This window comes from Psychrobacter sp. ANT_H56B (genome assembly GCF_008369245.1).
Lineage (GTDB): Bacteria > Pseudomonadota > Gammaproteobacteria > Pseudomonadales > Moraxellaceae > Psychrobacter > Psychrobacter cryohalolentis.
Genome location: NZ_VOBF01000007.1, coordinates 14,165 through 28,208, shown reverse-complemented (window position 1 = coordinate 28,208; position 14,044 = coordinate 14,165). Strand labels below are relative to the sequence as shown.

Annotated in this window: 12 protein-coding genes; 5 read left to right on the top strand and 7 right to left on the bottom strand. The window is 43.1% G+C overall.

Annotated elements, in window-relative coordinates; translation table 11 throughout:
* Positions 1-63: 63 nt before the first annotated feature.
* From FQ082_RS09160 to FQ082_RS09135, 6 genes are all read right to left on the bottom strand, one after another.
* On the bottom strand, positions 64-228 hold the full coding sequence (locus FQ082_RS09160; RefSeq protein ID WP_149492869.1) for a DUF2256 domain-containing protein: 165 nt from the start codon (positions 226-228) through the stop codon (positions 64-66).
* Positions 229-279: 51 nt separating this feature from the next.
* On the bottom strand, positions 280-450 hold the full coding sequence (locus FQ082_RS09155; protein WP_149492868.1) for a DUF2256 domain-containing protein: 171 nt from the start codon (positions 448-450) through the stop codon (positions 280-282).
* 29 nt (positions 451-479) lie between these two features.
* Entirely contained in the window at positions 480-1,502 is a 1,023-nt protein-coding gene (locus FQ082_RS09150) for a PD40 domain-containing protein (RefSeq protein WP_149492867.1), read from the bottom strand.
* A 227-nt stretch (positions 1,503-1,729) separates the two neighbouring features.
* A complete protein-coding gene (locus tag FQ082_RS09145) occupies positions 1,730-2,218 on the bottom strand; it encodes an META domain-containing protein (protein ID WP_011512813.1) in 489 nt (162 codons plus the stop codon).
* A gap of 350 nt (positions 2,219-2,568) precedes the next feature.
* A complete protein-coding gene (locus FQ082_RS09140) occupies positions 2,569-3,681 on the bottom strand; it encodes a lipase secretion chaperone (RefSeq protein WP_149492866.1) in 1,113 nt (370 codons plus the stop codon).
* A 151-nt stretch (positions 3,682-3,832) separates the two neighbouring features.
* Positions 3,833-4,888 carry a lipase family alpha/beta hydrolase gene (locus FQ082_RS09135; protein ID WP_149492865.1) on the bottom strand — a complete coding sequence of 352 codons (1,056 nt, stop codon included), beginning with the start codon at positions 4,886-4,888 and terminating at the stop codon, positions 3,833-3,835.
* A 311-nt stretch (positions 4,889-5,199) separates the two neighbouring features.
* On the opposite strand from FQ082_RS09135, the gene map reads away from it, so the two are divergent.
* Positions 5,200-5,991, top strand: a complete 792-nt coding sequence (gene map, locus FQ082_RS09130) for a type I methionyl aminopeptidase (protein WP_379607884.1) — start codon at positions 5,200-5,202, stop codon at positions 5,989-5,991.
* A 173-nt stretch (positions 5,992-6,164) separates the two neighbouring features.
* Positions 6,165-8,906, top strand: a complete 2,742-nt coding sequence (glnD, locus tag FQ082_RS09125) for a [protein-PII] uridylyltransferase (protein ID WP_149492864.1) — start codon at positions 6,165-6,167, stop codon at positions 8,904-8,906.
* An 8-nt stretch (positions 8,907-8,914) separates the two neighbouring features.
* On the opposite strand, the gene FQ082_RS09120 is transcribed toward glnD, so the two are convergent.
* Positions 8,915-9,583 (bottom strand): hypothetical protein, encoded by a 669-nt coding sequence (locus FQ082_RS09120; RefSeq protein ID WP_149492863.1) that lies wholly within the window; start codon positions 9,581-9,583, stop codon positions 8,915-8,917.
* A gap of 294 nt (positions 9,584-9,877) precedes the next feature.
* Between FQ082_RS09120 and dapC the strand changes: the two genes are divergently transcribed.
* The 3 genes from dapC (at position 9,878) to FQ082_RS09105 (ending at position 13,925) form a co-directional block, all read left to right on the top strand.
* A complete protein-coding gene (dapC, locus tag FQ082_RS09115) occupies positions 9,878-11,110 on the top strand; it encodes a succinyldiaminopimelate transaminase (RefSeq protein ID WP_149492862.1) in 1,233 nt (410 codons plus the stop codon).
* A 233-nt stretch (positions 11,111-11,343) separates the two neighbouring features.
* Entirely contained in the window at positions 11,344-13,287 is a 1,944-nt protein-coding gene (locus FQ082_RS09110) for a DUF294 nucleotidyltransferase-like domain-containing protein (protein WP_149492861.1), read from the top strand.
* 26 nt (positions 13,288-13,313) lie between these two features.
* Positions 13,314-13,925, top strand: a complete 612-nt coding sequence (locus FQ082_RS09105; protein WP_149492860.1) for a 3'-5' exonuclease — start codon at positions 13,314-13,316, stop codon at positions 13,923-13,925.
* Positions 13,926-14,044: the final 119 nt, after the last annotated feature.

Below are 14,044 nucleotides of genomic sequence, written 5' to 3'. Positions count from 1 at the left end.
TATAATATAGATAGTTATTTAAATAGGTATATCATCCAAGAAATATTGACAAAAGAACTAATCTCATTCTACTTTAACTATAGGCGAATCGTTACCATTCCCCCGCCGACACTTTTCCGAACAATAAATCACCTGTGCCCAATCCTTCTCCCACTTCTTGCGCCAGGCAAAAGGACGCTGGCAGACGGGGCAGGTTTTTTGCGGTAGGTTTACTTTTTTGTGTGCCATCGTCTGCTCCCTTGTGCCGTATATCTAATATCTATGGTTAGTTATTACTGCCTATTTATCTTCTTTTTGACGAGCCAATCCTTCATATTTCTTCACGCGGCGGCATTGGTCGGAGCAATAGACCATGCTCTCCCAGTTTTTATCCAACTTTTTAGTCCAACTAAATTCGCGCTCGCAGACAGGACAGAGTTTTTTGCGGACGTTCTTCTTTTTATGCGCCATGATATTTACCTTTAAGTTAAAAAAATCGCTTAACGACCCCAAATTGGTGAGCGCACTACTCCGCCCGTTTTACTGCTAATCGCATAACTGGTATTTCCTGCTAAAGAATGGATAACCAAGCTGCCGCCACTTTGACTGCTTTGACCGCCTACTTGTCCACCCAAATTTGACTGACGCGTCGGATAGATGGCGTATTGCCCAGAAGGCGACAGTCGCGCTGGCTCATCAAGTCCCGTTTCTGCCAGATTGATGACTTGTCTGGTGGTAAGCATCATTACTGACGCCTTACGACCATTAAGATATGCCAAACGTTGACTATCTAAGCTAAGCTGAGGACTAGCAGCGTAGGCTCCCGTCGATATCAGCGCGGCGTTGCCCGTTGCAAAGCTATAACGATAAATGCTTGGGCGACCAGCGCGGACTTTATCACTGGTATAGACAAAGCTCTGCCCATCGCTGGCATAGCTTGGCTGCACTTCAGTACTCGGTAGCGTGGTAAGCTGTTTGGTAATGCCATCACTAAGCTGCATCTCATAGATATCGGCATTGCCGCCGACAGTTGAGCTATAGAGCAGCTTTTTGCCATCGGGTGAGAATGACGGTGATAAATTGCTACCTTCTACATTGACGACCAAATTATGACTACCGCTTTTGACATCGTAAATATAAATCTTTGGATGCTGGCGCGCGGCTTGTTTGCTATAAGCGAGCATTTGACCATCCGCTGACCACGCAGGCGCGTAGATATAGCCATTTAGCTGATCAATCAATTGACGCCCGCTACCATCGGGGCGGATACGATATAGCGTCGAGACCTTGGCAGCACCCACGCCTTGCTCCTCTACATAAGCAATATAGCCTTGTCGATCTATTGCTGGCATGCCAATAGTGAGCGGATTATTCATAGCCATAGTGCTAGGCGCTTTGGACAAAGCAGTTGGCATGGTCTGGCAGCCTGTTAATACCGCCAGCATTGAAAGTATGATAATAGGAACAGTACTGTTTCGCCTACGAATATTAACAGTCGGTTTTAAGACAGCGGTTTTTAACATAAGATAAAGTCCTATAGAGCCATTTAAAACGTGCAACTTACTATTAATAATATCAAGAAGAAGAGTGCTAAATGAAATATAAGTCATTAGGAACAGTGATGTCGCTAGTGTAACGCAGATTGGTCTCTTTTTTTAAACAAAAATTTTAGACGAAAAAATGCCCCACTGCTAAGTGAGGCATTTTTTATATACGGTTATAATATAACGGTAGTAACTGACTATCTATATTATTTAGTAACCGCTTTAAAATGAGCGACTTGACTGCTATTTTTGATGGTCAAGATAGGTGTGTTGTTTGCGTTGGTGCTGATGCTATATTTACCTTGTACTGTAGCAAGCGTCGCTGTATCAAAGCTGGCTTGTGGCTCAGGGCATGCCATCATAGTAGATAGAACATTGCCTAATACAACATTGCCATTTACAACATTATAATTAGAACCCATGTTATTACAAGTATTGACAAACGCAACACGGTCATTGCCGTTGTCTTTGAAGAATTTTAGGGTAAGTGGTTTGGCTGGATCAAAGAATAGCTGAGTGACTTTATCGCCATTTGCGCGCTTTGCATCAACAAGCTGCCAATCATATGCTTGTAGTGCATTAGCAGTAATTGGTTGAGTCACAGGTGCCGTTACGATAGGAGCAGTCTGGCAACCAGCAGCCAACGTACCTACAGCAAGAGTCGCAGCCATCATCATTTTAGTCATGTTTTTCATATAAACTCCTATAAGTTTCAAATATTAATATACAAAATAAGATATTCATTGTTTATTTTTTAATTAGTAGCGTTTGCTCTGATCAATTTGTTGTTTTCTTTAGTCTAAACAATGGGGCTATTATGCCTATTTCTCATAAGCCTATCATGATAGATTGAGTACCAATTAACGCTATATTTGTACCATTTTACGGTATTTTTGCTAACATGCCTTGTTAAGCCAGTTATTAACTGCTAACACATAATCTTTTGTCTGATTCTTAAGAATTGTTTTACTGGCTAAAAGCCTATCAAGCTATATTTACGGTTTTTACTTACCTTTAAATTCATATCTATAGCCTGTCTTTTTGGTTAATTTGTATCGGCAGCTTTCTGCTGCTGTAGGGCGGCATAACCTGTTAAGCGCTTGCGTTCAGAGTCGTTGAACAGTTGCTGCTCGATTTGATTGATTTGAGCTTGTGATTGCGTTTGTGATTGATTGACGCTTTGTTTTAGAAGCTGCTGTTTTTGTGCTTGGTACTGCTTGAAACGCTTATCGAAGCTAGCGTCTGCTTGATCTACTTGCGCTAAGCGTGCTGCCGCTGGTGCACCGACCAGCTCACGACGCATATTATACAGCGCTTCAGGTGTGGCACCTTTTGCTTGCATTTGCTCTGTACGCGTCATCAGCTCGTTTAGATTGGCTTGCTGGGCGATATTGGTTTTGGTTGCATTGTCTGGCATACGACTGATGTAATCTTGTTTTGCGGCATCTTTTTGCGCCTCAGACAGCTGAGAATTCTGACTGATTCTGACCATCTCCATACTATAGTCGTCATACTCATCTTCTGTCCCAAAGAAAGCGATAATGGTGTCTTTATCAAAATGCTGTTGGCGCAATCTAGCGACATCTTGTTTCTGCTGAGCGACGACACTTAAATCTAGCTCGCCACTTTGGGTCGCTTGCAATTGCAGCGTACCGTATTTTTTCTCAATCTCAGGTATGGCTTTGAGATAAGCCACATATTGATCAAATATAGCCACCGCTTGACTGGCGGCTGGCTCTGGCGTATGACTGCGGATATAACTCTCTACGCGAGCGTAAATCGCTGATTCCTCTTCTTCACCAAGCGCTGATAAAAAATAATCAAACAAACGCCTTAAGCCTTCTGTGATGACCAGTTGCTTGTTTTCATCAATAATAATCTCACCATCGACATCTGTCCCTTGCAAGGAACGCGGTAGACTCTCAAGTCCTGTGGTAAATTTAATTATGTTTTGATTCGATTTTTGGCTCATATTGCTATCAGAGCTCGCTTTATTTACGGTATTAGCGTTAGCTTGATTGTCTAGCGTTATAGAATCCGCTTGAGAAAAAGCGTTGCTATTGTTAACAGGCTTGAACCACCAAATAATCGCTACTATTAGAACGACTATCACAGCAATAATAATGGACAATAAGGGTGAACGGCGATTATTTGACATAACGACAATATCTTATTTAATCAATCGGTTTATGTAGAGATTTATGATAAATAAAAATGGATAAAGAAAAAGGGTCATTTTAGTATTGACCCTTTTTCTATAAAAGCTATGAATCATAAAAGCTGTGAATCTGCTAACTCATCTATGAATACTATAAATTGGCTTTTTTCAAGCGATTGACTTGATCACGATACAAGGTTTTTGGATCAGGCTGCCCCCATGCGGTCAAACCCAAAAGCTGGTTGGCTGAATCTAAGTGATTCATACGATAATCATCTCGAATCACATAACCCAGTCGGCTTGAGCAGGCAGATACCAAGCCATCATTTGGATCATTGTCAAAACTTGTTCCTGTCAGCGCGAGCATATAATCACTAGGATCAAGACCATTGGTTATTTGCCCAACACCACTAAATGAGTAGTACTTGATACCATTGGCTTCAGTGCCAGTAGGCTGTCCACAATAGCTGGTCGGCATCGCCGCAGGAAATTTAGCATTAAACTTGGCAGCACCATCAGTTGATAACGCGACAGCTGTATTCCAAGCTTCTTGTTTATTGAGTTCTGTCGGGCTCGTACCTGAACCGACATCCGTAACGCCACCGAATAGCTGAAAGAACACAGATACCGCTTGGGTAGCCAAGCTATCCTCAGAAAGCGTTCGCATAACAGCATCCGCCGTTTTTGATCCTTGCTCTGGACTGCCAATCGCAGTGACAGAAGCAACATATTCTGGTGCCACGCCAGCGACATAACGAATATCAATACCACCTTGGCTATGACCCAATAAGTTCACTTTTGGGCTGCCTGAAATGGCACTGATGGTTTTTATTTTCTGTAAAAGCTGCTCGCCACGAATTTCGCTATTGTTAAAAGAGGAGGTTTTTGTGGTATATACTTGACTGCCACCGCTCATGAGTGTTTCAGGAATACCATAAAAATAATCAACTAAGCCGAACATTTTAGTAAACCCTGCCATACCATGTGCGAGTACCACTGGGTATTTGGTTTTGGTATGATCTGAGGTGAAATATTGACTACTTACGAGCTGGCAACCGTCAGCATTGGCGCAGTTATAATACTGTCCAGCCGCCTGAGCAGAGGTGGCTTGCATAGTCATCAAAAGCGCACCGGTGACAATGGCACCTAATGACGGTAAAAATGCGCTCGGCGTTAGCACAGCGCGCAGAGAGGGTTTTAGAGTCATAACAACATCCTTGTTATTGTAAACGTGATTCTATCTTTATATTGCCTTATCTCTTGCATCCTGCACAAAGCTATAAAGAGGTCTGCTAAATCATTTAGCGAACAAAATTACAATACTTATATACTCTGTAACATTCAACTTTTTTTTGACATTAGCAGCTATATCCTAGTGACTATATAGTCACATTAGCGTATATAAAGTCATTTAATATCAATACGATTGAAATATTCAATAACTTGCATTCAAGCAGCAACTTGTGCGTTTATGCTATAATTGATGACCTAAATTCTATAACTATAAGTACGACGATGATGACTAAAAAATCTCTTATTCAATCTCCTGAAGCCATAGAAAAAATGCGCGTGGCTGGTAAACTTGCCAGCGATGTCCTTGTGATGCTTGATGAGCATGTCAGAGTGGGCATCAGTACTGAAGCACTGAACCAAATTGCCCATGATTATATCGTTAATGTGCAACAAGCTATTCCTGCACCGCTTAACTACAATGGTTTTCCAAAATCTATCTGTACCTCGATTAACCACGTGGTTTGTCACGGTATTCCATCCGAAAATAAATTGCTAAAAGACGGCGACATCATCAATATCGATGTGACCGTGATTAAAGATGGCTATTATGGTGATACCTCAAAAATGTGGATCGTCGGCAATGGCTCCATCATGGCGCAGCGTATCTGCAAAGTAGCACAAGACGCCCTATATGCTGGTATGAGCGTGGTCAAAAACGGCGCGCGTTTGGGCGATGTTGGTGCGGCTATCCAAGCAGTGGTCGAGCCTGAGCGTTTTAGTATCGTGCGTGAGTTCTGTGGTCACGGTATCAGTAATGAGTTCCACCATGAGCCGCAAGTCATGCACTATGGACAAAAAGGTACGGGCTTTGAGCTAAAAACCGGCATGACTTTTACCATCGAGCCTATGATTAACGAAGGCAAATGGCAGACTAAGATTTTACCGGATGAATGGACGGCGATTACCAAAGATCGCAAGCTATCCGCCCAGTGGGAGCACACGATGGTCGTAACGGACAATGGCTGTGAAGTATTTACCACGCGCCCTGAAGAAGATTTGAGTTTTTTGACTCAGTAATACAATAAAAGATCGCTTAGGCGGTCTTTTTTTTCGTCTATTATTAATGGTTGTCCCCCACTATTCTTGATGGTTTTTTATCTTTATACTTTCTCTATATTATTGATCCCTTTTTATTTTTAGCGCTCCTTATTTACTGAACTAGACTTCAAACTTTTAACTGGATAAATCTCATGTTTAACTGTGATGTCACCGCTATTGATTTGACACCGATGCCTTTATTTTCAGCAGACAATATAACAACTGCCTCTTTATCAACAGACACGAGCGTGGTAGAAAAATCGCTATTTGGTATTCCTGAATGGTTGCTTCAAATAAATGACGATATCAGCCGCGCACTCGAACGTGGCGTCAATATCCGGCAACTGGTTAGCGCGCGTGCTTGCGTGATTGATGATTTATTGATCGAATTATTTAAATGCTTTGGGCTTGATAAGACGGATTTGGCACTGTTTGCAACTGGTGGCTATGGTCGCGGTGAGTTATCACTACATTCAGATATCGATATTTTGCTACTGATGCCACATGATATTGACGCTGATACCAGTAGTAAAATTGATAACTTGGTGGCACTCTTATGGGACATTGGACTTGAGCCTGCGTTATCAGTACGCAGCGTCAGTGACTGCTTGGAGGCGGCGCTTGACCATACTATTGCCAGTGCATTATTAGAGGCTCGCCTATTAATAGGCAATGACGCCTTGCAAAATGTCCCGCACCAAATAGTAAACAATCAATGGTCCCCGCGCTCGTTTTATGATGTAAAAATCGATGAGGCAAAAGCACGTTATTTACAGCACAATGCCACAGAATATAATCTTGAGCCCAATATAAAAACCGCCCCTGGTGGTCTGCGCGATATCCATATTATTGGTTGGGTGACCAAACGCTATTTTCGGGTCAGTAAGCTCTATGATCTGGTACAACAGAACTTTCTGACTGAAAAGGAATTCGATGAATTAAGCTTTTCAGAAAACTATTTATGGCAGATACGGCACTACCTGCACGAACTGACTGGTCGCAATGAAAACAAGCTGTTATTCGATTATCAGCGTGAGATTGCTCAACTGATGGGCTATGATACCCAGACAGATGATCAACCAAATGCTGCGGTAGAGCGCTTTATGCGCGATTATTACCGCTGTGCGATGCAAATATCAACATTGTCTGAAATGCTAACCAATCACTATTACGAAACCATCATCGAGGCGCAGTTGCCTGATGAAGAACGCCCAAAAAAACAGCCTATCAATGCCCGCTTTAACCAAGTCGGCGATCAAATCGCAATGGCGCATCACAGAGTATTTGCGCAGCATCCCGAGTCGATTTTAGAGATGTTTTTACTTATGGGTCAGTATGGCATCAAGAATGTCCGTACCCATACTTTGCGCGCGCTAAAAATTGCAGCGCGTGGTATTGATCAGGCTTATCGCGACAATCCTACGCATCAAACCTTATTTTTAGCCAATTTAAAAGAGCAGAATTATCTCTTTCATCGCCTGCGTACCATGAATCGCTATGGCGTGCTTGGCAACTATATCCCCGCCTTTGCTCAAGTCACTGGTTTGATGCAGTATGACTTGTTCCATCGTTATACGGTCGATGCCCATACCTTATTTTTGATTCGTATTCTGCACCGTTTTACGGATCCGCATTTTTATGAAGATTTTCCGCTCGTGAGCTCCATTTTTCAGCGCATCGAGCGCAAAGAGATTTTGGTATTAGCGGCGATGTTTCATGATATTGCCAAAGGTCGTGGCGGCAACCATAGTCAACTTGGCGAAATCGAGTCGATTGAGTTTTGTCTGGCTCATGGTATGAGTACTGCAGACGCCAATCTGGTTGGCTGGTTGACCCGTTATCATCTGCTGATGTCAATGACAGCTCAGAAAAAAGATATCTCAGATCCAGAAGTCGTGACGCTGTTCGCAGATTTAGTCGGTAACGTCACCCATCTAAATCATCTGTATGTCTTAACCGTCGCTGATATGAACGCCACTAATCCACAACTTTGGAACAGCTGGCGTGCGACACTTATGAAGCAGCTATATTCGCAAACGCGCCGTATTTTGCGGGCGGATATTGATGCCCCAACCAATCGTCAAGATATGATTAGTGCCACACGCAAGCAAGCACTGATAATGCTAGATAACGTCGACAATCAGCATATGAATCGCGATGAGGTGTTGAGATTGTGGGATGATTTGGGCGATGAGTATTTTTTGCGTGAAATTGCAGAAGATATCTTATGGCATACTGAAGCGATTTTGAATCATCCGCCTATAGGTCGAGCGTCAAATGCTGATAGTCCGCCATTAGTCGTTCTACGTGAGCATCGAGAGCTGGCGCTTGATGCGGTACAGGTTTTTGTTTATACCCAAGATCAGGTCAATTTGTTTGCGGTTACTATGGCCGTATTCGATCAGATGAATCTTGATGTATTGGATGCCCGTATTATCACAGCGACCCGTGATTTTGCGTTGGATTCTTATGTGCTACTCGACCGTAGCGGTACTTTACTGGTCGATAGCGATAGCCAGCAAGAGCTTAAGCAACGATTGATTGATGCCTTTAAAAATCCTACCGCGCCCAAACTGACGCACAAACGAATTCCACGCCAGCTCAAACATTTTGATGTAGCAACGACGATCAATTTTGAGTTCAATGATGCCTCAAGTCAGCACATAATGAGCTTAGAGACCCTTGATCAGCCAGGTCTACTTGCCCGTGTTGGACAAGTATTTTTGCAACAGCAGATTGAAGTACATGCCGCGCGTATTACTACGCTTGGCGAGCGTGCAGAAGATATGTTTTATATCAGCGATCAAAATGATCAAGCACTGAGCGCTGATAAACTTAAGACGTTAAAAACGGCACTGATAGACAGTCTTAGTGTCCGTAATGATAGAGTCTAGCTTATTTTCTATATCAAGCTTTTGTAGATGATGCCACGTGCATACTCCTTCAGCGCATCATCGGCAAGCTCTAGAGGCAGTATATCGGCTTCCACCTTTTGGTCGCCATACATCAAGCGTCCCGCATCGACCTCCTTTTGTAGGAGGCGGTGCAAGCTGGCCAAACGAAATTCTGCATTATAATATCGGTAGATTTGCTTCAAAGTAATAGGTGCTTTGGCGTGGACATCACGATACAAGCTATCAGAAGCCAAGATAGTCATCTCATTAAGCATCTCTTCACGCGACAAATCGGCTTGATTGATCTTATATTGCAACTGCCTAGCAAGTCTGTCTTTAAAACTCAGCATCACAATAAAAATTAAGGTTTGTATGACAAATAAAGCGATGTATTGCCACAGAGGTAACGATATATCTAGCAACTTGCTAAGCAGCATGAGTACCATAGCAACGACTATATAGCTGACCAATTGCCAGAGCAGCCACATCATAAAACTGTTATCGCCAAACCAAAACATTTGACGTTCTCGTAACAGTGTCAACTGCTGGCGTGATTTCCACCAAGTCTGTTCACGTTGCTTTAACTGCTTATAAACGTCAAGACTTTCATGATTATCAAAGTATTTTTCATTGATATCCTTAGCATCGAGACTGTCCGTTTTTAACATACTAGACATATCAAATTATTCCTAAAATACGCTGTCAGAAAAGCCAGCATTTATCTTTACTTAGTAATACAGAAATCACATCGCTTTTATAATAACGCGTTACGATATAGTCACATGATTACCTATTTACACAGCCATATAGTTAAAATAACAATGCTTAAATATCCTCTAGCCAAGTTATTACAAAGCACTATAAGGAAATATAAGAAGAAAAAGACAAAAAATAAGAGAAGTGCTACACTGCTTAAATGTAATTTTTCTTTATAACTTTATTATTAACTGTCTATTATAGTTAGCCTGCCTATGAATCACAACTTGACGTCCCTACACCCTTATCCATTCGCTAAGATGGCCACTTTACTGGCTGATAGTACTCCAGCCCATAGCTATGATGAAATCAAACTGGGTATTGGTGAGCCAAAACATGCGCCGCCAGCCTTTGTTCTGGACGTACTACGCGAAAACTTGGACAAAATAAGCCATTATCCGACCACAAATGGGCTGTTTGAGCTGCGTCAAACCATTGCTCATTGGCTTGAGAAGCGCTTTTTCTTAAATCACCTCAACCCTAATACGCAAGTATTGCCAGTAATGGGTACACGTGAGGCAATATTTAGTATCGTGCAGGCAGTGATTAATCACGAGACAGAGAGTGTTAGTCAGACGGCAACGCTCAACCAATCGCCTACGCCTATAGTAGTTATGCCCAATCCCTTTTATCAGATATATGAAGGGGCGGCGATATTAGCGCAAGCAACGCCTTATTTTATCCCTTGCACCTCAGACAATAGCTTTAAGGGTGATTTTCGTAGTGTGCCAAAAGACGTCTGGACGCGTACGCAGTTGTTATTTGTCTGTAGCCCAAACAACCCAACCGGTTCAGTGATGACGATGGATGACTGGGAGCAAGTGTTGCGCCTATCAGACCAATATGGCTTTATCATTGCCAGCGACGAATGTTATAGCGAGCTGTATTTTGATAAAGCGCCAATAGGCTTGCTGCAAGCCTGCGCGGCTCTTGGTCGACACGATTTCAAAAATTGTCTGGTGTTTCACTCTTTATCGAAGCGCTCAAACCTACCCGGTTTGCGCTCAGGCTTTGTGGCAGGCGATGCCACTATTTTGCAGGCTTATTTACAATACCGCACCTATCAGGGTTGTGCGATGCCGATACCTCATCAGCTGGCGTCTATCGCCGCTTGGGAAGATGAGAAGCATGTGGCGCACAATCGAGCGCTGTATCAAGAAAAGTTTGCACTCTGGATGTCGGAGCTTGGAGAATTACTGGAGTTACGTATGCCTGAGGCAGGATTTTACTTTTGGATAAAAGCGCCTGAGCAATTCGGTGGTGATGATGAATTATTTGTCAAAGCACTCTATGAGGATGCCAATATTCACGCGCTTGCCGGACGTTACCTATCACGCGAGGTCAATGGTGAAAATCCGGGGCAAGGCTATGTGCGTATTGCTTTAGTGGCAAGCGTCGAGGAAAGTCGCGAGGCAATCAAGCGCATTCGTCAATTACTCGGTGCTTAAAATCGCTATTTAAAACGCATTAAGCTTAACAAACCGCCATTTGATGATATATAGTCAAAATATCTCAAAAACGCTACAGTGTTGCTGGTATAAATTTTTTGCAGCCTCTGTCTGCGTAGGCACAGCAAGCAAGAAAAATATCAGCAGTACTTGATGTATCGATATTACTTTTCCCTGACTGTATTTATCATACTTACATCCCTCTTATTGCTTATGCCATCAAGGATGATGCCATGCCCCATCTTGATTTTACCCAACCACCATTTGATGTATTAAGTGCCGCTGAACGCCAAAGTATCAAAAAAAATACCCAAGTGCGTTATCTTGCCAAAGATGAGATGTTACCAGCGGATGATTTGCAGTACTTTTATGTGGTGCTTAAAGGTCATGTCGAGCAGCTGTTAGATGGTGATTTTGTCGCCTCTTATTTGGGCAACAACCATACTGCCCATCTTAATAGTAACGATTGGTTTGATAGCAGACGCTCACCAGAGTCGCTCATAGAAGATGGGCTGCAAGAAGATAAAAACATTGATTCGCAGCCGGCTGCTTATCAGTTTCGCGCTGTCGAAGATACTTTATTGCTGCAAGTAAATGGGATAACCATTGATAAAATCGGTGCCCAAAACCATTTCGTACGCCAATTATTGTCAGAAAATCTGCCAGAGCGTTTAAAAGCTTTACAGCTGAGGCATGGTGGAAAAAAACTTGACGCTGCCAGCTATGACGACCCTCAGGAAGTACAGCAAATCATGCTACAGCCGGTGATTGATATTACTTTACTACCAGTCCATATCGTTGACGCAGACGATAGTCTATATCAAGCAGCACGTACCATGACTGAGGCTGGATTGAAGCATGTTTTGATACGCCCATCAGGACATTTACAAGATAAAAATAGCTCCGATCGTACCTTGGGTATCCTCAGCGATAATGATATCTGCCGCGCCGTCAGCGACCAACAGAACACTACTACAACGCCTTGTCAAAACTATGCAAGTTTTAATCTGCGAACCATTAACGCTGATAATGAGATTGGTGATGCGTTACTGACCATGACTCGCTATCGCATTCACAGGTTACCAGTGATAGATACTAATGGTAAGGTCATCGGTGTGCTTGCACAAGGCGATATGCTTGCTCACATTGGTCATCATTCTCAGCTGATTAGTATTCAAATTAACCAAGCCACAGATTTGCCAAGTTTGGCAACCGCAGTTGAACTCATTGGGCGATATATACGTGCTCAGCATCAAAACGGTATCAAAATGGGCAACGTCAGCCGCATGGTACAAACCCTTAACGCGCAAGTATTTACCAAACTTTGGCAACTCATCGTTCCTGATGAAGTAATGAAGAATACCTGTGTTATCATCATGGGCTCAGAGGGTCGCGGCGAGCAAATCATGCGTACCGACCAAGACAATGCGCTCATCATGCGTGATGGTTATGACCACCCTAAGCTGGCACAATTTGCCGATACCTTTAACCAGCACTTAGCAGATCTTGGCTATCCGCTATGCGATGGTCATATCATGATGAATAATCCCATGTGGCGGCAACCATTAAAAGCGTTTAAAGCGCAGATTAGTGTATGGTTTAAAAACACAGACCCGATGCATAGTATTTATTTATCCGCTATATTTGATGGTGAATATGTTTGCGGTGATGAAACGCTATTGACGCAGGTTCGTGAACATCTAAAGACGGCCCATAGGCAGTCAGACTTGATGTTCGTGCGCCAATTTGCACGAGCAGCCCTACAGTTTGGCGATATCAATCAATGGTGGCAAAGGCTAGTACCGTTATTAGGTGGTAAACCAAGCGCTTATACTATTGACCTCAAAAAAGCGGGTATCTTTCCATTGGTACATGGTATCCGTACCTTGGCGTTAGAAAACGATCTCTTTACCGATGCTAGCAGCAAAGGTCGTCTGAAAGCTTTGGTTCAAGCGCGGGCCTTAACCCAAGAGCGTGCCGACACCTTACTTGAGGCATTAGAGTTCTTTATGGCGCAGCGCCTATCGGTTGCTTTATTGACAGACAATAAGCATGCAAAAGAAGTCAATCCAACGACCTTGTCTGCCCTTGAGCGTGATTTATTAAAAGAGTGTTTGGCGGTAGTAAAAAGCTTTAAAGACCAGTTAAGCCGACATTATCAGCTTGAATTTGGTTAAGGTAAACCGCTTAGCCTTGGAGATAACTGACTATGAACTGGCTAAAACAGCTGTCTACTGCTTGGCAAAAAAACCAATTACAGCGACCTGAACTGGCGTCAATGTTTAAGGCACCTGTCGATGAACAGTGGGTCGCGATTGATTGTGAGATGACCGGACTCAATCCAAAGAAGCATCACCTGCTATCAGTAGCTGCCATTCATATCAATGGCGACAAGATTGATACGGGAAATGGGCTGCATCTGCTTTGCAGACCGCCTGTCATGCCTGAAGGCGATACCATTGTCATTCACGGACTGCGCACCGCCGATATTGAGCATGCGATGAGCTATGATGAGATGCTGGCATTACTATTGCCCTTTATTGGTAATCGTCCGCTTGTGGGGTTTTGTCCGCAAATAGACGTCGGGTTCTTAAATCCTTTAGTAAAGCATTATATGGGTACTCATTTGCCCAATGAGATTATCGATATCCGCCCCCTTTATAGCCGGCGTATGATGGGTCGCAGCCAAGGGCTCCCTAGCCAAGCACAGCATTTGAATAGTATCTTGGCGCATTATAATATTCCTGAGCTTGGCACCCACGATGCTTATAATGACGCCATCATGACGGCAATGGCATTTTTGCATATGCGCTAATATGATGGCTAAAATGCATTATTTAGACAAGGCTTTAAGATAAAAAATTAAAATAAAAGCACGCTTACAACTACATGCTACAGCTACGCGAAAACAGCAACTCATGTTACCATAGCCTG

Coding starts and splice junctions, on each gene's coding strand:
- FQ082_RS09160 (WP_149492869.1), bottom strand. CDS start 228: ATGGCACACAAAAAAGTAAACCTACCGCAAAAAACCTGCCCCGTCTGC.
- FQ082_RS09155 (WP_149492868.1), bottom strand. CDS start 450: ATGGCGCATAAAAAGAAGAACGTCCGCAAAAAACTCTGTCCTGTCTGC.
- FQ082_RS09150 (WP_149492867.1), bottom strand. CDS start 1,502: ATGTTAAAAACCGCTGTCTTAAAACCGACTGTTAATATTCGTAGGCGA.
- FQ082_RS09145 (WP_011512813.1), bottom strand. CDS start 2,218: ATGAAAAACATGACTAAAATGATGATGGCTGCGACTCTTGCTGTAGGT.
- FQ082_RS09140 (WP_149492866.1), bottom strand. CDS start 3,681: ATGTCAAATAATCGCCGTTCACCCTTATTGTCCATTATTATTGCTGTG.
- FQ082_RS09135 (WP_149492865.1), bottom strand. CDS start 4,888: ATGACTCTAAAACCCTCTCTGCGCGCTGTGCTAACGCCGAGCGCATTT.
- map (WP_379607884.1), top strand. CDS start 5,200: ATGACTAAAAAATCTCTTATTCAATCTCCTGAAGCCATAGAAAAAATG.
- glnD (WP_149492864.1), top strand. CDS start 6,165: ATGTTTAACTGTGATGTCACCGCTATTGATTTGACACCGATGCCTTTA.
- FQ082_RS09120 (WP_149492863.1), bottom strand. CDS start 9,583: ATGTCTAGTATGTTAAAAACGGACAGTCTCGATGCTAAGGATATCAAT.
- dapC (WP_149492862.1), top strand. CDS start 9,878: ATGAATCACAACTTGACGTCCCTACACCCTTATCCATTCGCTAAGATG.
- FQ082_RS09110 (WP_149492861.1), top strand. CDS start 11,344: ATGCCCCATCTTGATTTTACCCAACCACCATTTGATGTATTAAGTGCC.